22 protein-coding genes are annotated in these 19,082 nt (G+C 58.0%); 15 read left to right on the top strand and 7 right to left on the bottom strand.

The window, feature by feature from the left end:
• Window positions 1-2 precede the first annotated feature (2 nt).
• The 3 genes from P3M64_RS00765 to P3M64_RS00755 are packed head-to-tail and all read right to left on the bottom strand — an operon-like array spanning window position 3 to window position 2,879.
• Complete coding sequence (locus P3M64_RS00765; RefSeq protein ID WP_132940069.1) at window positions 3-1,115, bottom strand: AI-2E family transporter; 1,113 nt, start codon at window positions 1,113-1,115, stop codon at window positions 3-5.
• Window positions 1,116-1,143: 28 nt separating this feature from the next.
• Entirely contained in the window at window positions 1,144-1,683 is a 540-nt protein-coding gene (locus tag P3M64_RS00760) for a CDP-alcohol phosphatidyltransferase family protein (RefSeq protein ID WP_132940070.1), read from the bottom strand.
• Window positions 1,680-2,879: a DUF2066 domain-containing protein gene (locus tag P3M64_RS00755; protein WP_132940071.1), complete on the bottom strand. Its 1,200-nt coding sequence runs from the start codon at window positions 2,877-2,879 to the stop codon at window positions 1,680-1,682. The genes P3M64_RS00760 and P3M64_RS00755 overlap by 4 nt, the downstream gene beginning before the upstream one ends.
• Before the next feature lie 245 nt (window positions 2,880-3,124).
• On the opposite strand from P3M64_RS00755, the gene purM reads away from it, so the two are divergent.
• Window positions 3,125-4,300: a phosphoribosylformylglycinamidine cyclo-ligase gene (purM, locus tag P3M64_RS00750; RefSeq protein WP_132940072.1), complete on the top strand. Its 1,176-nt coding sequence runs from the start codon at window positions 3,125-3,127 to the stop codon at window positions 4,298-4,300.
• Window positions 4,297-4,950, top strand: coding sequence for a phosphoribosylglycinamide formyltransferase (gene purN / locus P3M64_RS00745; protein ID WP_165886406.1), 654 nt, complete (start codon window positions 4,297-4,299; stop codon window positions 4,948-4,950). The genes purM and purN overlap by 4 nt, the downstream gene beginning before the upstream one ends.
• A 78-nt stretch (window positions 4,951-5,028) precedes the next feature.
• Here the strand turns inward: purN and ndk are convergent, their stop codons facing one another.
• The gene (gene ndk, locus P3M64_RS00740) at window positions 5,029-5,451 is read right to left on the bottom strand and encodes a nucleoside-diphosphate kinase (protein ID WP_132940074.1); all 423 of its coding nucleotides are present in this window, start codon (window positions 5,449-5,451) and stop codon (window positions 5,029-5,031) included.
• A 180-nt stretch (window positions 5,452-5,631) separates the two neighbouring features.
• On the opposite strand from ndk, the gene P3M64_RS14455 reads away from it, so the two are divergent.
• The 4 genes from P3M64_RS14455 (at window position 5,632) to P3M64_RS00725 (ending at window position 9,467) form a co-directional block, all read left to right on the top strand.
• Window positions 5,632-6,735: an ATP-binding cassette domain-containing protein gene (locus P3M64_RS14455; RefSeq protein WP_456119831.1), complete on the top strand. Its 1,104-nt coding sequence runs from the start codon at window positions 5,632-5,634 to the stop codon at window positions 6,733-6,735.
• On the top strand, window positions 6,620-7,522 hold the full coding sequence (locus P3M64_RS14450) for an ATP-binding cassette domain-containing protein (RefSeq protein WP_456119830.1): 903 nt from the start codon (window positions 6,620-6,622) through the stop codon (window positions 7,520-7,522). The genes P3M64_RS14455 and P3M64_RS14450 overlap by 116 nt, the downstream gene beginning before the upstream one ends.
• Window positions 7,523-7,581: 59 nt before the next feature.
• Window positions 7,582-8,628, top strand: a complete 1,047-nt coding sequence (locus P3M64_RS00730) for a 2Fe-2S iron-sulfur cluster-binding protein (protein ID WP_132940076.1) — start codon at window positions 7,582-7,584, stop codon at window positions 8,626-8,628.
• Between the two features lie 344 nt (window positions 8,629-8,972).
• The gene (locus P3M64_RS00725) at window positions 8,973-9,467 is read left to right on the top strand and encodes a hypothetical protein (RefSeq protein WP_132940077.1); all 495 of its coding nucleotides are present in this window, start codon (window positions 8,973-8,975) and stop codon (window positions 9,465-9,467) included.
• 308 nt (window positions 9,468-9,775) lie between these two features.
• Here P3M64_RS00725 and P3M64_RS00720 read toward each other — a convergent pair whose 3' ends face one another.
• The 3 genes from P3M64_RS00720 to amrS all read right to left on the bottom strand — a co-directional run bounded on the left by P3M64_RS00720 (window position 9,776) and on the right by amrS (window position 13,197).
• Entirely contained in the window at window positions 9,776-10,225 is a 450-nt protein-coding gene (locus P3M64_RS00720) for a DNA polymerase III subunit chi (protein WP_132940078.1), read from the bottom strand.
• 108 nt (window positions 10,226-10,333) lie between these two features.
• Complete coding sequence (locus tag P3M64_RS00715; protein WP_132940079.1) at window positions 10,334-11,845, bottom strand: leucyl aminopeptidase; 1,512 nt, start codon at window positions 11,843-11,845, stop codon at window positions 10,334-10,336.
• Between the two features lie 239 nt (window positions 11,846-12,084).
• Window positions 12,085-13,197 carry an AmmeMemoRadiSam system radical SAM enzyme gene (gene amrS / locus P3M64_RS00710; RefSeq protein WP_132940080.1) on the bottom strand — a complete coding sequence of 371 codons (1,113 nt, stop codon included), beginning with the start codon at window positions 13,195-13,197 and terminating at the stop codon, window positions 12,085-12,087.
• Between the two features lie 222 nt (window positions 13,198-13,419).
• Between amrS and amrB the strand changes: the two genes are divergently transcribed.
• The 9 genes from amrB (at window position 13,420) to P3M64_RS00665 (ending at window position 19,040) form a co-directional block, all read left to right on the top strand.
• Window positions 13,420-14,286 (top strand): AmmeMemoRadiSam system protein B, encoded by an 867-nt coding sequence (gene amrB, locus P3M64_RS00705; protein ID WP_132940081.1) that lies wholly within the window; start codon window positions 13,420-13,422, stop codon window positions 14,284-14,286.
• Between the two features lie 28 nt (window positions 14,287-14,314).
• Window positions 14,315-14,938, top strand: coding sequence for an AmmeMemoRadiSam system protein A (amrA, locus tag P3M64_RS00700; RefSeq protein WP_207893215.1), 624 nt, complete (start codon window positions 14,315-14,317; stop codon window positions 14,936-14,938).
• A 199-nt stretch (window positions 14,939-15,137) separates the two neighbouring features.
• The gene (locus P3M64_RS00695; protein WP_132940083.1) at window positions 15,138-15,767 is read left to right on the top strand and encodes a hypothetical protein; all 630 of its coding nucleotides are present in this window, start codon (window positions 15,138-15,140) and stop codon (window positions 15,765-15,767) included.
• Between the two features lie 89 nt (window positions 15,768-15,856).
• On the top strand, window positions 15,857-16,339 hold the full coding sequence (locus tag P3M64_RS00690) for a hypothetical protein (RefSeq protein ID WP_276157044.1): 483 nt from the start codon (window positions 15,857-15,859) through the stop codon (window positions 16,337-16,339).
• Window positions 16,340-16,485: 146 nt separating this feature from the next.
• A complete protein-coding gene (locus P3M64_RS00685) occupies window positions 16,486-17,115 on the top strand; it encodes a hypothetical protein (RefSeq protein ID WP_276157043.1) in 630 nt (209 codons plus the stop codon).
• An 89-nt stretch (window positions 17,116-17,204) separates the two neighbouring features.
• Window positions 17,205-17,684 (top strand): hypothetical protein, encoded by a 480-nt coding sequence (locus tag P3M64_RS00680; protein WP_276157042.1) that lies wholly within the window; start codon window positions 17,205-17,207, stop codon window positions 17,682-17,684.
• Window positions 17,685-17,831: 147 nt separating this feature from the next.
• The gene (locus tag P3M64_RS00675) at window positions 17,832-18,419 is read left to right on the top strand and encodes a hypothetical protein (RefSeq protein ID WP_276157041.1); all 588 of its coding nucleotides are present in this window, start codon (window positions 17,832-17,834) and stop codon (window positions 18,417-18,419) included.
• Between the two features lie 138 nt (window positions 18,420-18,557).
• Window positions 18,558-18,752 (top strand): hypothetical protein, encoded by a 195-nt coding sequence (locus P3M64_RS00670; protein ID WP_132940197.1) that lies wholly within the window; start codon window positions 18,558-18,560, stop codon window positions 18,750-18,752.
• A 9-nt stretch (window positions 18,753-18,761) separates the two neighbouring features.
• Complete coding sequence (locus P3M64_RS00665) at window positions 18,762-19,040, top strand: hypothetical protein (protein WP_132940196.1); 279 nt, start codon at window positions 18,762-18,764, stop codon at window positions 19,038-19,040.
• Window positions 19,041-19,082: the final 42 nt, after the last annotated feature.

Here is a 19,082-nt window from a genome sequence, read left to right as displayed (position 1 = left end):
GTTCAGTTTTTTTCCGTCGGCGTCGATTTGACGGAGTGGGCGTCGGTGAGCGCGGCGGCGTCTCCTTGCAGATAAAGCGCACTCGTGCGGTACTTGGAGATAGCGAAGCGCACCAAAACCCCGATCGCGCCGGCCACGGGAACCCCCAACAAAACCCCGGTAAAACCAAATATCGCCCCTCCCGCCATCAGGGAAAAAATGACCCAAACCGGGTGGAGGTTGACCCGCCCGGCGACAAAATTCGGCGTCAAAAACATGATGTCGATCGTTTGCCCGAAGGCGAACACACCGATCACCAACAAGAAATCAACAGGATTGGAAAATTGCACCAACGCCACGCTCAGGGCGATAACGGCCCCGGTCATCATGCCGACGTAGGGCACGAAGGTCAGAACTCCGGTGCCCAGACCGATCAGCAGGCCGAACTCGAGACCGACAAGGCTAAGGCCGATCCCATAGATCACGCCTAACGAGGCGCAGACCATCGCCTGTCCTCGAACGAACCCGGCGATGGTCTTGTCGATTTCGCGAATCTGCTGGCGAATGGTGTCCGCCGAGGCGCGGGGCAACAGACTGTCGAGCATGGCGATGATATGATCCCAATCGCGCAGCAGGAAAAAAGCCACCATGGGCATCACCACCATCAACGACAACAGATTAACGATCGCTTTACCCCCGGCCCAGACCTGCGGCAAAAGACCGCTTAGCCAGTTCATCGCATCGCCGGTATAGCCTTGCAAGAACGTCTGTATCCGCGCCATCTGCCCAACCGGCAGGACGTGCTCAAGCCTGGAGATATACTGCTGCAACGAGGCATGGAAAGTGTTGATCATGTCGGGCAAACGCCCGATCAGACCGACGACCTGCGCCTGTAAAAGCGGAAAAAGGACCATCCCGATCGCCCCGACAATGACGAAAAAGGACAGCAATATCACACTGGTGGACAAGGCGCGCGAAATCCCCAACCGTTCCAGGCGGTCGGCTAGCGGGTCGAAGAAATAGGCGATGGCGAGTCCCGCGACGAACGGCAGGAGAACGCTGCTGAGAATGTAAAGAATAGCCATGGCGACGGCGAGACCGACGACCCAAAAGGCGATTTGTTTTTCTTTCCTCATGGCGCTCTTTACCCTTGATCGATACACCCTACGCGTCCAAACCGGAGGCGTGACGAAAGGCCCTGATCACATAGACCACCCCAGAAACCGCCGTCGTCGCGCCGACAATATAGGCCAGGATATCGACAAAACCGTGCAGATCCCAACTCAGCCCGTATCCACCGAGCACGACGCCGGCCAGAACGATTTGCGCCGTGGTGTTGACCTTGCTAATCAGCAAGGGGCGCATCGCCATGGCCTGTTCCAGAGTCTGGAACAAAATCACGCCACCGACAATCATGGCGTCACGAAAAACCACCAGGATAACGAGCCAGCTCGCAAGATAACCTTGCTGTCCCAACGTGACGTACACCGAAACCAAAAGCGCCTTGTCGGCCAAGGGATCGAGATACTTCCCCAATTCGGTTTCCATATTGAACTGTTTGGCGATAAAGCCATCCAAGGCGTCGCTAACGCCGGCCAGAACGAAAACGCCAAACGATTCCCAGATCATATTTTCCAGGATCAACCAAACCACGAGAGGCACCAACGCCAGACGCAACAAGGAAATCGTATTGGGGAGATTCACTGCTCGGCCTTTCTCGCCGATAGATACCAGGTATCGGCCTCCCGCCACAAGATCAGATCGGCTTGTTTCAACGATAACGCCAGTTGATCGGTGTCGCCGATAAAGTTCAGCTTGATCCAGGCTTCCTTGGGTGAAAGCAAGGCGATATCGACCCGGCGCACGACCGCCACTTCACGCAGGCGGCGTTGGATATCGACCCACGACGTCAAGCCGGAAATCGGCACGATGGCGGAAATCACCGCCGGCTTGGTGAATTGCAGCAAATTGTCCTGTTTCCAGTTATCCTCGACCTGAAGCATGATTTGGCGGGCCGAACGTTCTAGGAGACCGTCCACGCTCTCCCCCACCTGAGAGGAAAACGTCCGCACGATGGTTTGTTCCTGCGACGCCGTGCCGTAACGGGTCACGTAGACATCGAGGTCGGGTAGCCCGGTCTGAGGATCGACGCCCAGCACGCCCTCGGCGACCAGGCTGTCGCCGGCGTCGTAGCGCCTAGCGATGGCGTCCAGACGCTGGCCATCTCCGTCAAGGGCCTGCTGTGCGCCGATCGTTGCGATATCCTTCAGGTCTCCTTGCGCCAGAACGACGGGCACCAAACCGCCCTGACCGGCGACCGCCGCCCACGCCTTACTCCAAGGGTTGGGATCGTCCCACAACAGAAGCGCGCCCGCCGCCCGGTAAACGGGCAGGAGCAAAACCGGTTTGCTTCGCGTTTCGGCGAACGGTATTTGCGCATCGCGCAACAGCGCGCGCACCGCGCCGGCCTTAAAGCGATAATTCAGTGTCGCTAAATAGCGCACCGACGACGCTTTTTCCTCGGCCACGGAAAAATCCAACACCAACGCCGCGCGCTGCGCAGCCGAAGGTTTGGGGAGGCGATCGTGGTACGCTTGCAGGGTCAACCGCTTCAACAAAATTTGAAGGGCGCGCGCCTCTCCCTCCTCCAAGGCCCGGTCGCGCGCCACGGCCACCGAATCGGCGCTAACGTCCACCTTCACGCCTTTAACTTCAAAGACGTCGTTTGCCGCCGCCTGCGCCTTGGCCCCGACGGGTTCGACCACCAGCCCCAGTCCCAAGACAAGGGCCGTGGCAAGAACCAACGGCATTGCCGACGTCACCGTTCGGGCGAACCATCCCGGGCGAAACAATACCGACACAAACGAGAGGGGTATCGCGCCATGCGTAAAAATATTCATTCGTTTCCGTTTCATCTTCACCATCGCTTCGCTCGACGGAGCCCACGGGGCCACGACATTTCGCGGATCATGGTGTCCCATGGCGGTTTATGTGTCGAGCCTATTGCGTAGTGGATTGCAAACCGGCCTGGATGCGTTATGTTCGCAAAATGGACGTATCCTTCAAGGACGCCCGCGGATCGGGCGATACAATTTAACACGATGGCGCGCTAATTTTTAACACGATGGCGCGCTAATTTAACACGATGGCTCGATGGAGAAAGCCCATTACTGGTTCCAATTATAAAGATGCCGGCGTCGATATCGACGCTGGTAACGCCTTGGTCGAGGCCATCAAACCGATGGCCGCCTCGACCAAAAGGCGCGGCGTCGCCTCCGGCCTTGGTGGTTTCGGCGCCATGTTCGACCTCAAGGCCGCCGGATTCAAGGACCCGATTTTGGTATCGGGCACCGACGGCGTGGGAACGAAACTGAAAATCGCCCTTTACGCCGCCAACCACACAACAATCGGAATCGATTTGGTCGCCATGTGCGTCAACGATCTGGTCGTTCAAGGGGCGGAACCTCTTTTCTTCCTGGATTATTTCGCCACGGGAAAACTGAACGTCGATGCCGGGCGGGATATCATTTCAGGCGTCGCCGAAGGCTGCCGACAGGCCGGGTGCGCCCTGATCGGCGGAGAAACCGCGGAAATGCCCGGCATGTACGGCGGCGGCGAATACGATCTGGCGGGATTTTGCGTCGGTGCGGTCGAACGCGACGAAATTTTGACCGGAGACGCCGTGCGCGACGGCGACGTGATCTTGGGGTTGGCTTCCAGCGGTCTGCATTCCAACGGATTTTCCCTGGTGCGCAAGGTGGTCAAGGATTCGATCCTCGGCGCCGACCTCAGCAGCGCCATGGAAATCGCCCTGCGTGATCACCTCGCCGACAAGGCCCGCCTGGGCTATGAAACGCCCGCCCCGTTCGACCCCGAACGCACCTTAGGCGACGCCTTGCTCGAACCGACGCGGATTTACGTCAAAAGCTGTCTCGCCGCACTCAAGGCCGGGCGGGCGCAAGCCCCAGAGGCGGGCGGCGCGATCAGCGCCCTCGCGCACATTACCGGCGGCGGACTCCTGGAAAACATTCCCCGAGTCCTGCCCGAGGGCCTCGGCGCCGAGATCGACGTCACCTCGTGGCGCTTGCCCGGTGTCTTTCGCTGGCTTCAAAAAGCCGGGCGGATCGTCCCCAACGAGATGGCGCGCACCTTCAATTGTGGGATCGGCATGGTCTGCGTCGTGCGTCCGCACGCCGCAGACGCCATCGCCGCCGTCCTTGAAGAACACGGCGAAACCGTTTACCGGATCGGCCGCGTCGCCCCCACCGACGGCGCCCCGGAGGTTCTCCTGCCCGGCGTTCAGGACCATTGGCGGCTATGAAACTCGCAGTTCTTATCTCCGGGCGGGGGAGCAATCTTCAGGCCTTGATCGACGCTTGCGCCAAGGATGAATTCCCCGCCGAGATCGCCCTGGTCCTATCCAACAAGGCCGACGCCCAAGGCTTGCACCGGGCGGCCCAGGGCGGTATCGCGACCGCGGTCCTCAAACACACGGATTACGCCAACCGCGAGGCATTCGATCGGGCGATGAGCGAACGCCTCGAAGAAGCCGGCGTGGATTTGATCTGTCTGGCGGGGTTTATGCGTTTGCTGTCCGATGGCTTTGTCAAACGCTGGCGCGACAAAGTGATCAATATCCATCCCTCGCTCCTGCCCGCGTTCAAGGGACTACACGTCCATGAACGGGCGGTCGAAGCCGGGGTGCGTTTTTCCGGGTGCACCGTGCATGTCGTACGCCCGGCCATGGATGAAGGCCCGATCATCGCCCAGGCCGTGGTGCCGGTGCTTCAAAATGACACCGCGGACGATCTCGCCGCGCGAATTCTTATCCAGGAACACCGCATTTACCCGATGGCGGTACGCCTAATCGCCGAAGGGCGGCTGCGTATCGGCGCCGAACGGGCGATCGTGGACGCCCCGGAACCGAAAGCCGAGGCGATGATCAACCCCTGCGAAAAAACCACCCGATAATTTCCATCACCGCCGCCCAACGCGAAAGGCCGCTTCCATCAAGGGAAGCGGCCTTTCGTAAGTATCAAAAAAATGAGATTAGCCGACGATCTCGGTACCGGCGAAGAAGTAGGCGATTTCGATCGCCGCATTTTCCGCACTATCGGAGCCGTGCACCGAATTTTCCTGAACGTTCAGCGCAAAATCCTTGCGGATGGTGCCCTCGTCGGCGTTGGCCGGGTTGGTCGCCCCCATAACTTCGCGATTCTTGGCGACGGCGTTTTCACCTTCAAGAACCTGGACCACGACGGGACCGGAAGTCATGTACTCAACCAACTCGTTGAAGAACGAACGTTCCTTGTGCACACCGTAAAAGGTTTCGGCCTGCTCACGGGTGAGACGCACACGCTTTTGCGCCACGAAGCGCAAATCCGCGTCTTCCAGGTACGCATTAATTTTGCCAGTCAGATTACGCGCCGTGGCATCCGGCTTAATGATGGACAGTGTCCGTTCGACAGCCATGCTCTCGAACCTTCTTCTGTTGCGGGGAAAGGGTTCATGCCCAACGTCACAACGGGCGTCACGATGGGGTCGGCGCGTTATAGACGTAACGCGCCCGGCTTGCAAGGCCCGTTTGACAAAGGGCAAATAGACGATGATGACGCATTCCCTACCACGATCCCTTATGCTAAGACCCATACCATGCTGCATATTAACGACATCACCTACCGAATTTCCGGGCGCATCTTATTCGATCAGGCGACCCTGGCCGTTTCTCCGGGGCATAAAATTGGCCTCGTCGGGCGCAACGGCGCCGGAAAATCGACCCTGTTTCGCCTCATCAACGGCCAATTGACCCCCGACGGCGGGTCTATCACCGTGCGCAAACGCGCCCGTGTCGGCCAGGTCGCCCAGGAAGTCCCCGCCGGAGCCGACAGCCTGCTCGACACCGTGCTAAAGGCCGACACCGAACGCAGCGCCCTTCTCCATGAGGCAGAAACGGCGACCGCCCCCCATCGCATCGCCGAAATTCACACCCGCCTCGCCGATATCGGCGCCCATTCCGCCCCCGCCCGGGCGGCGTCCATCCTGTCCGGTCTGGGCTTCGACAGCGCCGATCAGGATCGCCCATGCAGCGATTTTTCCGGCGGATGGCGGATGCGCGTGGCGCTGGCGGCGGTGTTGTTTTCTCAACCCGACTTGCTTCTCTTGGACGAGCCGACCAACCATCTCGACCTGGAGGCGACCCTTTGGCTGGAAAACTATCTCGCCAACTGGCCCGGGACCCTGCTGGTAATCAGCCACGATCGCACCTTGCTCAACGCCGCGGTCAATCATATCGTGCACTTGGAAAACGGCAAACTGAACCGCTATACCGGCGGCTATGATCGCTTCGAAAACACCCGGCGCGAACAAATGGCGATCCAATCGAAAATGCAATCGCGCCAGATGGAACAACGCCGCCATATCGAACAATTCGTCGAACGCTTCCGCTATACCGCCAGCAAAGCGCGCCAAGCGCAAAGCCGCCTTAAAATGCTGGAACGCATGCAGCCGATCGCCAGCGTCGCCGGGCGAAAACCACGACCTTCCGTTTCCCCGACCCCAGCCCCTGCCGCCACCCCTATTGGCGCTGGAGGACGCCTCCGTCGGCTATCAGGAGGGCCGGCCCATTCTCAAGGGGCTGGACATGCGCATCGACATGGACGACCGGATCGCCCTTCTCGGAGCCAACGGCAACGGCAAATCGACCCTGATCCGCCTCCTCGCCGGGCGTTTGAAGGCGCAAACGGGAAAAGTCATTAAATCGTCCAAGCTCGAAGTCGGGTATTTCGCCCAACACCAAAGCGAGGAGCTTCCATTAAGCGATACGCCGTACCGGCACATGCAGCGCCTGATGGAGATGGCCACCGAAACCAAGGTGCGCGCCCATCTTGGTCGATTCGGTTTCAGCGGCGACAAGGCGGATACCCAAATCGCCAGCCTGTCGGGTGGGGAGAAAGCGCGCCTGTTGTTCGCCACCATGAGCTTCGGCGCGCCGCACATCATGTTCCTCGACGAACCGACCAACCACCTCGACGTCGATGCCCGCGAGGCCTTGGTCACCGCTCTCAACGATTACGACGGCGCGGTCATTTTGGTCAGTCACGATCCCCATTTGATCGAATTGGTGTGCGAACGGCTATGGATCGTCGATCAGGGGACCTGCCGGGCCTATGACGGCGACATGGAGGATTACCGTCGCCTGCTTCTCGAACGGCGGCGCCAACCCAAACAAAACGCCGATGGCGAACCGACCGGCCGTCCCGACAAAAAAGCCGAACGGCGCAAGCGCGCCCAAGCGCGCTCGCAAAGCGCCCCCTTGCGCAAGGCCGTTCGCGACGCCGAAAACGTCATGGCGCGCCTGGAGCGGGAGAAAGACAAAACCGAAAAGCGCCTCGCCGATCCCACAATCTACGAAGGAACCGGCGAGGACATCGCCGCCCTGCAAAAGGAACTAGGGCGCATCGAAACCGCCCTCAGCAAGGCGGAAAATGCCTGGCTCGACGCCAGCGACGCCCTGGAACGCGCCCAATTGACCACCGAGGCCTAAAACGCATATCGTTTTCATCGCTCCAACCCACCGAAAAACGATAGGGAGACGATGAACGAATGCCCGCACGTATAACGATGCTGCCCAGCGGCCATACTTTCGAAATTCTCGCCCAGGAAACCATTCTAGAAGCGGGGCTACGCGCCGGACGAGCGATGAACTACGGCTGCTCCGACGGCAATTGCGGTGGCTGCAAGGCCCGCGTCGTTTCCGGCGACGTGATTAAAACACGCCATCACGACTTTGCCCTCACGGCCCAGGAAAAAAGCCAAAACACGATCTTGCTATGCTGTCATAGCGGCGAGGGCGATGTGGTGATCGAAACACCCGAGGCCGAGGGAAGTCACGAAATTCCTCACCAAAAAATTATCGCCAAAGTGCGTAAGATCACCTTGCCGACTCCCGAAGACATTCGCGCCGTGGCCATGGTGCACATCAAGACGCCGCGCACACAGCGCCTCCGCTTTCTCGCCGGCCAACACGTTCGTTTGGATTTCGGCGACGACGTCGCCGCCCTATGTGCGGTCGCCAGCTGTCCGTGCGATGACATGAACCTGCATTTTCATCTGCCGTATCGACGCGACGACGCCTTTTCGGAATTTATCTTCAATACCCTGAAACCCACGCAAACCGTCACCATCGAGGGACCGTTCGGGAATTTCATTCTCGATGACGACGTCAAGACTCCGCTTATCTTTGTCGCCTGCGGCGCCGGCTTCGCCCCCGTCGGCAGCCTAATCGAACAGGCGATGGCGCTGGACGAAACCACGCCCATCCATCTGTTGCGATCCCCCGATCCGGCAAACCTTCGCGCGGGTCCCGCGCCCGAATTTGGATTCGGAAACGATAGCGCTCCCCCATACCTGGATAATTTATGCCGGTCCTGGAAGGACGTGTGGGACGGCTTCGAATACGACACGCTCAATGACGACACCACGGCGATGATCGACGCGGCAAGTCGCCGTGCGCGCGCCTTTGATCAATACCGCCTGTATCTGTCCGGGCCGTCAACCTGGCTGAAAACCGTCCGTGACGGCCTTGTGCAAGCTAACGTCCGCGCCGAATGGATTGTCGGTGACGATATCAACGGATATCGTGAGATTTAAAATTCATTTCGTTCAAAAAACGAATGCCCGCTTTACTTTTATTGCGCGCCTATAACATCGAGTGGGGCACAATCAACGGATTGAAAAATCACGCTTTTCCATCGATGCGCCTCATTTCCATGGAGGGCCGCTATCGCGCACTACACTTGACATGCACTTCGTGTCCCACCACATTTGGAATGCATCGCGCGTCCACGGACGAGAGTGCGGCGCGTCCGCAAACAAAGAGGTCACCGGGGAGGGGAAGGTATCTCGGTTTTTACGGGTTTGCGCGGCGCGCGGACGGTGATGTATGAGCGTGTTTATAAAAACGTAATCTCAACGGTAAAAGCGGGGACAATCTTTTGGGGCACCCCTTTTTCAACGCTCTGGACGCCTTCGGCTTCACGCAAATGCAAAGCTGGATCGTTTTGGTTTGCCTGCTGGTCTTTTTGGGTAATTTTCTGGGCGGCATGCTTTACAGCATATCGCGCGCTTATCTTGGGGCGATCACACCGCGCAAGCTGTCCGAGAGAATTTCTTTCCGGCTATTTCTTTTGTCCGAGTTGTTTCTTGTCGTCTTCATCGTGTATTACCACGGCGCATTGATCGGGTATGTCTATCCGGGGCATATCCTTTTTTGGATTTCGGCGATGATCATCGCCCCCTTGTTGGCGATCATTGGCTCACAGGCGATGTATTTGCTTTTGTCGAAACAAATCAACAAGAACATACAGACCGGAAAAAAACGCCGGTCCACATCGCGCGCGACCCCCGCCGCCGAAGCCAAGAACTCGCCTCCCGAGGATTTCAAAAACCCGGCGAAGGATTTCCTTCGTGGAAAGCGCACGCCGCGCTAGAGTTCCAATCCATAGAGTTCCAATCCATGTCGTTGCGCGCCACCGGACGCCGTCCCAACGATCGGGCCAACGATCGGGCCAAGCGCACGAAACGACCGTCCCGCCTTACGGATGGGGGCGTCTTTGTTTTTCCCTAACCTTCCCTTTTCTTTCTCTGGCCTTCCCTGGGGTCAGGACCTAGTGGTTTGAATTTAACATTTGAGTCCGATGCAATTGGACACAAATGTGTGAAGAAATCAAACTGCAACAAAAAGATAGATAGTGGTCGGCCCGATGGTTCGCGGGAGCGAAACGTCGGAGTCGATCCACTAGCCCTTTTTCGCCCACCCGCCGCCGACGTCCTGCTGCCAGTAGGTCAGCACATGGCCGTCCTCAAGATAGCGTTTCCACTGCGTGCGGGCCCGGGCGAGTTGCTCGGGATCATGACCGTCGAAAATATAGAAACAACGCTCGAATTCGCCGGACCGCTGTGAAGTCGCTCCATCGGTAAGAAACAGAAACGATGCGCTATTGACGTTTTCGTCCGCGCACGACAGCCACACCGGCTGACGCGCCCCGTGACCATCCTTGTCCGTGCCGTGAGGCAACCAGGACGCCGGATCGTACGTCCACAGCGCGGCGCACAAATGTTCGACCCGTTCCCCCGAAGCCGCCAGGACGAGGGCGCGTTCACCCGCCTGGAGGGTCTTTTCCAGAAGTTTAGGTAAGACCGTCTCCAGTGGGGTATGCTGTAGATGATAAAACGCGATATCGGTCATAAAACGCCGCCGCCTTCGCCGGGCATCAACCCGCGCCCCGCGCGGTAACGGCGCGGGGCGCGGCCCGTTGGGTGGACCGTCTTCGAAGAGGCCGCCCCCTCGAAATGGTTATTTTTCACCATATTCGGCGACGAACCGATCCAAGAGCCGAACTCCGAACCCAGTGGCGCCCTTGGCCCTGGTCGGGGCGTCGGTCTTCGACCAGGTCACCCCGGCGATATCGATATGCGCCCACGGCACATCGCCGACGAAACGCTTGAGGAACTGCGCCGCCGTGATCGACCCCGCGCCCCGACCGCCGGAGCTGATGTTTTGCACGTCGGCGACCTGCGAATCCAGCATCTTGTCGTAGGCCGTCCCCATCGGCAGACGCCAGACGTGCTCGCCCACCGCCTTACCGGCCGCGGTAATTTGTTCGCTCAAGGCGTCGTTATTGGAAAACAGCCCCGCGTGTTCGCTTCCCAGGGCGACGATGATCGCCCCGGTCAACGTCGCCAGATCGATCATCGCCTTGGGCTTGAAGCGTTCCTTGCAGTACCACAGCGCGTCCGCCAACACGAGGCGGCCCTCGGCGTCGGTATTCAACACCTCGATCGTCTGGCCGGACATCGAGGTGACGATGTCGCCGGGACGCTGCGCCGTGCCCGAAGGCATGTTTTCAACCAACCCGACGATGCCCACAACATTGACCTTGGCCTTGCGTCCGGCCAGAGCCTTCATCAAGCCGATCACCACACCGGCCCCGCCCATGTCCCACTTCATGTCTTCCATGCCGGCCGACGGCTTGATCGAAATGCCGCCCGAATCGAACGTTACCCCCTTGCCGATAAAGGCGATCGGCGCTTCGGGATTTTTGCCCTTGTCGGCGGGCGCGCCGACCCATTGCATCACCACCACGCGCGGGTCGTGGGCACTACCCTGGGCGACGCCCAACAGCGCCCCCATGCCCAGGCTTTTAATCTTTTTCTTATCTAAGACCTCGACCGTGACGCCTAATTTGCTCAGATCCTTGGCGTGCTCGGCCAGGGTTTCCGGGTAAAGGACATTGGCCGGTTCCGAGACCAGATCGCGGGTCAAGAACACCCCATCGGCAATTTTCGACAATTGTGAAAAAGCCTTGCGCGCCTTGGCGGGTTCCATACTTTGAACGGATAGAGATTTGAGCGGCGGCGCCCCATGAGATTTTTTCTTGGTGCGATATTTATCAAACGTATACGCGGCCAAAAGCGCGCCATAGCCGATTTCAGCGGCGATTTCGGGCGCGTTCAGAGTGCAGCCGTCAATGGCGTCAACCATGATCGTCGCCCCTCCGCGAGCGTGGGTGTTCAGCGCCTTAAACGCCCGTCCGCCCAGCGCCTGAAGCGCCAGGGCGTCGGCTTTGGCGGCCTTGCCCAGCCCCATCAACACCACACGGTCGAGCTTCGATCCGCCCGGCGTCAAAACCGTCAGGGAATGCTTCGCCGAGCCCTTAAAATGGGCGGCTTTGATCGCCCGACTGAGGGCGCCCTTGGTGGCGTCGTCCAGCGTTTTCGCCGAAGCCGATAACACACCCCCTTCGTAAACAGTGGCGACGACGCTGCCGGTGGCGGGCGCGGCGGGGGCGGCAAATGTGATTTTCATAGACAAACCCTTTCAAGGACATTCTTCACGGGTAAGGTGATCGCTCAAACAGCGCAAAGTGAACACCACTGTAACAATGACGGCGGCGATGAAAAGAAGAACTTACGCCAAACCGCGATAATCCCGCCCTGACCGAAACGCACCGGCGCGGGCGCTCCACGCCCATGACGCGCCATAGCGTTATTTTTTGTCATGGGGGAGGACGGATTTAGGGGGAAGACATTTACGGCGTGGGTGTTTCACGCGGTTCGGCCCCGCACCGCGATACGCACGGGCAATCGGCGATTCCCCCAGCGCCCCGGCTCTTTCTCGAACACCCCGGCGCACGGCGTCCCGCACGCGGCGCAGCGCCCCTGGGTATCGAGTCCCCACCGGCTCAACTCATACCCCCAGCGGGCGATCAAAAGATGGTCGCACCGATGACAATAGGTGTTTTCCCCCCGATCGTCATGCACGTTTCCGCAATAGGCGTAACGCACACCGTTTTTAATCGCAATATCGCGCGCCCGGCGCACCACGGACGGATCGGTGGCGGGAAGGTCGGCCATTTTCCAGGCCGGATGGAAAGCCGAAAAGTGCATCGGGACATCCGGCCCCAACTCGCGTACGACCCACCGGGTCATGGCGTCGATTTCCTCAGGGCTGTCGTTTTCGCCGGGGATCAGCAGAGTCGTCAGCTCAAGCCAAGCGTCTGTTTCATGTTTTAGATAAATCAGGGTATCCAAAACCGGGGCCAGCGTTCCTCCACACAAACGATGATAAAAATCGTCGTTGAAACTTTTCAGATCGATATTCACCGCATCCATCGCACCGAAAAACACGGCGCGCGCCCCGGCGTTGACATACCCCGCGCTGACCGCGACGTTCTTGATCTCAAGTTTGGCGCACGCGGCCGCGACATCGATCGCGTACTCCAAAAAAATGATTGGATCGTTGTAGGTATAGGCGACGGCGCGGCAATCGTGTTTTTGCGCCGCCAGGGCGATATCCTCGGGCTGGGCGATATCGCTCAGGGTATCGAATTGACGCGATTTGCTGATGTCCCAGTTCTGACAGAATTTACAGGCCAAATTGCATCCGGCGGTGCCGAACGACAACACCGGGGCGCCCGGCAGAAAGTGATGGAGCGGTTTTTTTTCGATTGGATCGATGCAAAAGCCGCTCGCTCGCCCATAGCTGGTCAATACCACGGCGCCGTCTTTGCATGCGCGTACGAAACATAGCCCGCGCTGGCCTTCGTGAAGCTTGCATTCGCGGGGACAGACGTCGCACTGCACCCGACCGTCGTCCAAGACGTGGTAGAAATGGGTAGGAAAATTTTCCGGCGAGATTTGCGTGGAATGAAGCGCCATGGCGGCAGCCTCCCTTCGACGTTGAAGGTCTTCAACGGGACCATTCGACACCGGGGACCCCGATAGGAAGATCGACAAAAAACAATGACCGCAACCGAGCTAGGGTTAGGACCTATTCACCTCCGCCAGACGCATCAGATGAATAGGTCCTAACCCTAAACCGGCATTGATATTTCGCACGTTAAAATTGCGAACAGTTCAAAATCGGCATACACTCCGGCGATGAACAGTTTACGCCAATCCGCCGTCGCGGGCACGTTTTATCCGGCCGATCCCGCTGCGCTAAGCAGTATGGTCGAGACGTTGCTGGGTGTCGCCCGGGCGGAGCGCTCATCCCTACCCTCACCTCCCGACGTCACGTCTCCCGACATCACGCCCAACGCCGCCGTTCCCAAGGCGATCATCGCACCTCACGCGGGATACGCCTACAGCGGCATCGTCGCCGCGAGGGCCTACGCATCCCTCGCCGCCGCCCGCGATCGAATTAAGCGGGTGGTGATTTTAGGTCCTGCCCACCACTATCCCTTAAAGGGGCTGGCGCTGAGTTCCGCCGCAGCCTTCGTCACCCCTTTTGGTCAAATCCCTTGCGATGCGAAAAGCACGGAGATTCTCTCCAAGCTGCCCCAAGTCCAGGAGCTCGACGCCGCCCATAGCCTTGAACACAGCATCGAGGTTCAACTGCCCTTTCTACAAAAAGTGCTTGATAAATTCACCCTGGTGGCGCTGGCCGTCGGCGACGCCACCACCGATGACATCTCCGAGGTTCTCGCCGCGCTTTGGGGCGGACGGGAAACCTTGATCGTGATCAGCTCCGATCTCAGCCATCACCTCCCCTACACCGAAGCCAAGAACATGGATACCCAGACACAACGCATCATCGAGGCCATGGACCCGGCCTTGATCGGACGCGAACGTGCATGCGGGCGCGTCGCTATGCGCGGCCTTCTCGGTCTCGCCCGGGTGCGGCGAATGCGGATCGAAACCGTGGATCTTTGCAATTCCGGCGATACCTCCGGCGACAAAGATGCCGTCGTCGGCTATGGCGCATGGCATTTTTATGAAGAAGACACCAACGGCGCAAAAACCTGACGGCGGACAACCGTCAGGTCGGGTAAAAATGACAACCACGACGGATACGGAGCAGGACCGGGATATGGCGCGTATCGCACAGGAATATGGCGATACACTGATCGCCTTGGCTGCACGCGCCATAGCCTATGGTCTGGACCATGGCGTGGCGATGGCGGTCGATCCTACGGCCTATCCCCCCCTGCTCGCCGAGCCGGGTGCGGTGTTCGTCACCCTGAAAAAGAAAGGCCAATTGCGCGGATGCATCGGTAGCAGCACGGCCTTCAGGCCTCTCGTGCAAGACATCGCCGACAACGCCTTCTCCGCCGCCTTTCGCGATACGCGTTTCCTCCCCATGACGCGCGCCGAAATGGCGGACATGGAAATTTCCCTGTCGCTGCTCAGCCCCTCTCGGGAGATGACTTTTCATGGCGAACGCGACTTACTGACGCAGCTGCGCCCGCAAATCGACGGTCTGATCATCGACGATGGCGTCCATCGCGCTTTGTTCCTTCCTCAGGTCTGGGAACAATTGCCGACGCCCAATCTGTTTTTATCCCATCTCAAGGCGAAAGCCGGGATGTCCGAGGATGACTTGCCCCCCGATACTCGGGCGTGGCGGTTCAGCGCCCATGGCATTTCCGGAAATACGTCCATTGCCGACCGGGAATAACCCACACCACGCGCCCGGGATAGACCGGCAAGATAGCAGCGCACGTTTGTATGAATTTTTTCCTTCATCGGCCGGTTATTTGGTGTATACAATGCCCCAACGGCGCGCCATAGGTGCGCCGTTTTCCTGCCGGGATACGGCGGGGAGATGGGAGATGGGAACGTGATGGGAGGGAGATTGAGGATGAGGGAACCGCGCCATGGTTAGGTTTGCATCGTCACGGCGCGGGCGCGTCGTCGGAGGCCTTATCGCCGCCCTAAGCGCCGTCCTCTTTTCCACCTTGGCCATCGCCGACGCCGAGGCAAAAACCACCCTCGCCGCGCGCGAGGTCGTCATCCCCGCCCCGGGATCAAAACAAGCCGCCAACCCCGACCCGCTGGCCTTGCCCGACAAGCCCTACTGCCCCAAAACACTTTATGGCAAGTGGTATCCCTTTACCCGAGGCACTATGCGCGCTATCGGCATCATGGAGATCAAGAAAAACCGCATCCGCTTCGGCAAGCTCGGAGAGTTTCCCTTTAAAATCCGAAAGGGACCACACAAAACACCCTATTTTGAACTATTCAAACTGCAGCAACACAAAAGAGGCGGATACCTTTTGAAGCGCTTCGCTTTCGTCGGATATAGCACATTCCAGGTTTTGGATAATGCCTGCACGATCCAACTCAGTCTATGTGTTTCCAAAGATGATGTGGAAAAACGCATCGAGCACGACTGGCTCCCTACATCCGCACCGGAGAATTACCACTGCGATTTAGATATCTATGCCCCCTACAGGGACAAAGAGAGGCTAAAGAGATACTTATTCGACTACCCGCGCGACGAATAGAAGCGCATAAAAATTGACGAATTATCAGAGTTTGAAAACAGCGCCCCGGCGCTGTTTTTTTATGCCCAACATGTTAAGGAGGATACACGATGACTGATCACAAAAAGCGGCAAATTGATGATTACGGCCAACGATCCCTTGATAAAATATACCCCTTGGCCAGCCATTTGGAGCGCGACAAACACAATTATTACAACAACGGACGCCACGTTCCGACCATCGGCATCGGTTACGCCGCCGTGGTTTTGGAGCGGGACGGGCGTTGGGTGGTCAAGCCGACCTTGGAGGCGGACATGCGCGCGGCGAAGATCCCGCTGGGCGATTCCCAAAAAAAGACCCTGCGCGCCATCGCCGACGAATTGAACAAAGGCGAGAACGCCGACACCAAGCGTCTCGATGGGATGATCACCGCCCTGCGCGGCCCGGAACTTAATCCAGAACAGACCAAGGCTTTGTTCACTCAGTCCTACGCCCGCTTTTACGACCAGACCCGCAACATCATCGGCGACCCCCTGCTCGCCGCCCTCAGTCCCAAACGTCAGGGGAGGTTGACGACATGTGCATTTATGTGAATTTTTTCCTTTATTGATCCGGTTATTTGGTGTATACAATGCCCCAACGGCGCGCCATAGGTGCGCCGTTTTCCTGCCGGGATACGGCGGGGAGATGGGAGATGGGAACGTGATGGGAGGGAGATTGAGGATGAGGGAACCGCGCCATGGTTAGGTTTGCATCGTCACGGCGCGGGCGTGTCGTCGGAGGCCTTATCGCCGCCCTAAGCGCCGTCCTCTTTTCCACCTTGGCCACCGCCGACGCCGAGGCAAAAATCACCCTCGCCGCGCGCGAGGTCGTCATCCCCGCCCCGGGATCAAAACAAGCCGCCAACCCCGACCCGCTGGCCTTGCCCGACAAGCCCTACTGCCCCAAAACACTTTATGGCAAGTGGTATCCCTTCGGACGCGCGACAATGCCCACCCTGGGCATTATGGAGATCAAGAAAGGTTACATTAACTTCAGCAAACACGGAGAGTTTCCCTTTAAAATCCGCAAGGGGCCTCATAATGTTCCCTACCTTGAACTGTTCGGCCTGCCGCAGCACCAAAAGTATGGGTATCCTTTGGGACGCTTCGCCTTTATCGAATATAGCACATTCCAGGTTTTGGATAATGCCTGCATGGTTCAAGTTAGTCTATGTACAACCATAGGTGATGTTGAAAAACGCATCAAACACGACTGGCTCCCTAAATCCGTACCGGAAGATTACTACTGCGATCTAGATAGCTATATCCCCTACAGAGATAAGGAGAGGCTAAAGAGATACTTGTTCGACTACCCGCGCGACGAATAGAAGCGCATAAAAATTGACGAATTATCAGAGTTTGAAAACAGCGCTTCGGCGCTGTTTTTTTATGCCTTTAACAACAAGGAGGATACACCATGACCGCCAACAAAATCAGCGATACGTACAAACAATCCTTGGATAATATCTACGCCATTGCCCACAACATAGAAGGAGCACGTACGAAAAAAACCTACTACAACGACGGACGCCACGTTCCGACCATTGGCATCGGTTACGCCGCCGTGGTTCTGGGGCGAGACGGGCGGTGGGTGGTCAAGCCGACCTTGGAGGCGGACATGCGCGCGGCGAAGATCCCGCTGGGCGATTCCCAAAAAAAGACCCTGCGCGCCATCGCCGACGAATTGAACAAAGGCGAGAACGCCGACACCAAGCGTCTCGATGGGATGATCTCCGCCCTGCGCGGCCCGGAATTGACCCCGGAGCAGACCAAGGCTTTGTTCGCGCAGTCCTACGCCCGCTTTTACGACCAAACCCGCAACATCATCGGCGACCCCCTGTTCGCCGCCCTCAGTCCCAAACGTCAGGGGGGGGTGACGACATATGCATTTATGTGAATTTTTTCCTTTATTGATCCGACGATTTGGTGTATAAGATGACCCCAACGGCGCGCCATAGGTGCGCCGTTTTCCTGCCGGGATACGGCGGGGAGATGGGAGATGGGAACGTGATGGGAGGGAGATTGAGGATGAGGGAACCGCGCCATGGTTAGGTTTGCATCGTCACGGCGCGGGCGCGTCGTCGGAGGCCTTATCGCCGCCCTAAGCGCCGTCCTCTTTTCCTCCTTGGCCATCGCCGACGCCGAGGCAAAAATCACCCTCGCCGCGCGCGAGGTCGTCATCCCCGCCCCGGGATCAAAACAAGCCGCCAACCCCGACCCGCTGGCCTTGCCCGACAAGCCCTACTGCCCCAAAACACTCTATGGCAAGTGGTATCCCTTTACCCGGGCGGCAATGTACAACCTTGGAATCATGGAGATTAAGAAAGACCGCATACGCTTCAGCAAACATGGAGAGTTTCCCTTCAAAATCCGCAAGGGTCCCCGTAATGTTCCCTACCTTGAGCTATTCAACCTCCCTCCACCTCGGCAAAACGGATATGCCGAACTGGATGGATATGTATATATCTCATATATACCCGTCCTATGGGACTCCTGCGCCGTCCGAGTTAGCTTGTGCACCTCTTCAAGAGACATCGAAGCCCGCATCGAGAACGATGTACTTCCCGGAGGAACGAAGAAAATATATTATTGTGACGGGGCTACTTATACGCATAATAAGAATAAATTTTGAATAACCCTTCAAGCATTATCAGGTGGACGTGCGGTCCATCTTAAAAAAACCACTCGACGATTAAAAGCATCTCATGAACTACTCAGCAGCGCCTCGGCGCTGTTTTTTTGTGCCCTTAACAACATGGAGGACTAAAAAATGACCGAGGATAAAACTCATAGAATCATTAACCTCTACAAACAATCCCTAGATAAAATATATTCACTGGCGCGAACCATAGAGTATGAGAAAAAAACCTACTACAACGACGGACGCCACGTTCCGACCATCGGCATCGGTTACGCCGCCGTGGTTTTGGGGCGGGACGGGCGGTGGGTGGTCAAGCCGACCTAGGAGGCGAACATGCGCGCGGCGAAGATCCCGCTTGGCGATTCCCAAAAAAAGACCCTGCGCGCCATCGCCGACGAATTGAACAAGGGCGAGAACGCCGACACCAAGCGTCTCGATGGGATGATCACCGCCCTGCGCGGCCCGGAATTGACCCCGGAGCAGGCCAAGGCTTTGTTCACTCAGTCCTACGCCCGCTTTTACGACCAGACCCGCAACATCATCGGCGATCCCCTGTTCGCCGCCCTCAGTCCCGAACGTCAGGGGGGGGTGACGACATGTGCATTTATGTGAATTTTTTCCTTTATTGATCCGACGATTTGGTGTATAAGATGA

It is taken from the genome of Varunaivibrio sulfuroxidans, assembly GCF_029318635.1.
Taxonomy (GTDB): domain Bacteria; phylum Pseudomonadota; class Alphaproteobacteria; order Rhodospirillales; family Magnetovibrionaceae; genus Varunaivibrio; species Varunaivibrio sulfuroxidans.
This window is presented reverse-complemented; position numbering and strand designations above follow the sequence as displayed.

Coding starts and splice junctions, on each gene's coding strand:
- P3M64_RS00765 (WP_132940069.1), bottom strand. CDS start 1,115: ATGAGGAAAGAAAAACAAATCGCCTTTTGGGTCGTCGGTCTCGCCGTC.
- P3M64_RS00755 (WP_132940071.1), bottom strand. CDS start 2,879: ATGAATATTTTTACGCATGGCGCGATACCCCTCTCGTTTGTGTCGGTA.
- purM (WP_132940072.1), top strand. CDS start 3,125: ATGGCTCGATGGAGAAAGCCCATTACTGGTTCCAATTATAAAGATGCC.
- purN (WP_165886406.1), top strand. CDS start 4,297: ATGAAACTCGCAGTTCTTATCTCCGGGCGGGGGAGCAATCTTCAGGCC.
- ndk (WP_132940074.1), bottom strand. CDS start 5,451: ATGGCTGTCGAACGGACACTGTCCATCATTAAGCCGGATGCCACGGCG.
- P3M64_RS14455 (WP_456119831.1), top strand. CDS start 5,632: ATGCTGCATATTAACGACATCACCTACCGAATTTCCGGGCGCATCTTA.
- P3M64_RS14450 (WP_456119830.1), top strand. CDS start 6,620: ATGCGCATCGACATGGACGACCGGATCGCCCTTCTCGGAGCCAACGGC.
- P3M64_RS00730 (WP_132940076.1), top strand. CDS start 7,582: ATGCCCGCACGTATAACGATGCTGCCCAGCGGCCATACTTTCGAAATT.
- P3M64_RS00720 (WP_132940078.1), bottom strand. CDS start 10,225: ATGACCGATATCGCGTTTTATCATCTACAGCATACCCCACTGGAGACG.
- P3M64_RS00715 (WP_132940079.1), bottom strand. CDS start 11,845: ATGAAAATCACATTTGCCGCCCCCGCCGCGCCCGCCACCGGCAGCGTC.
- amrS (WP_132940080.1), bottom strand. CDS start 13,197: ATGGCGCTTCATTCCACGCAAATCTCGCCGGAAAATTTTCCTACCCAT.
- amrB (WP_132940081.1), top strand. CDS start 13,420: ATGAACAGTTTACGCCAATCCGCCGTCGCGGGCACGTTTTATCCGGCC.
- amrA (WP_207893215.1), top strand. CDS start 14,315: ATGACAACCACGACGGATACGGAGCAGGACCGGGATATGGCGCGTATC.
- P3M64_RS00695 (WP_132940083.1), top strand. CDS start 15,138: ATGGTTAGGTTTGCATCGTCACGGCGCGGGCGCGTCGTCGGAGGCCTT.
- P3M64_RS00690 (WP_276157044.1), top strand. CDS start 15,857: ATGACTGATCACAAAAAGCGGCAAATTGATGATTACGGCCAACGATCC.
- P3M64_RS00685 (WP_276157043.1), top strand. CDS start 16,486: ATGGTTAGGTTTGCATCGTCACGGCGCGGGCGTGTCGTCGGAGGCCTT.
- P3M64_RS00680 (WP_276157042.1), top strand. CDS start 17,205: ATGACCGCCAACAAAATCAGCGATACGTACAAACAATCCTTGGATAAT.
- P3M64_RS00675 (WP_276157041.1), top strand. CDS start 17,832: ATGGTTAGGTTTGCATCGTCACGGCGCGGGCGCGTCGTCGGAGGCCTT.
- P3M64_RS00670 (WP_132940197.1), top strand. CDS start 18,558: ATGACCGAGGATAAAACTCATAGAATCATTAACCTCTACAAACAATCC.
- P3M64_RS00665 (WP_132940196.1), top strand. CDS start 18,762: ATGCGCGCGGCGAAGATCCCGCTTGGCGATTCCCAAAAAAAGACCCTG.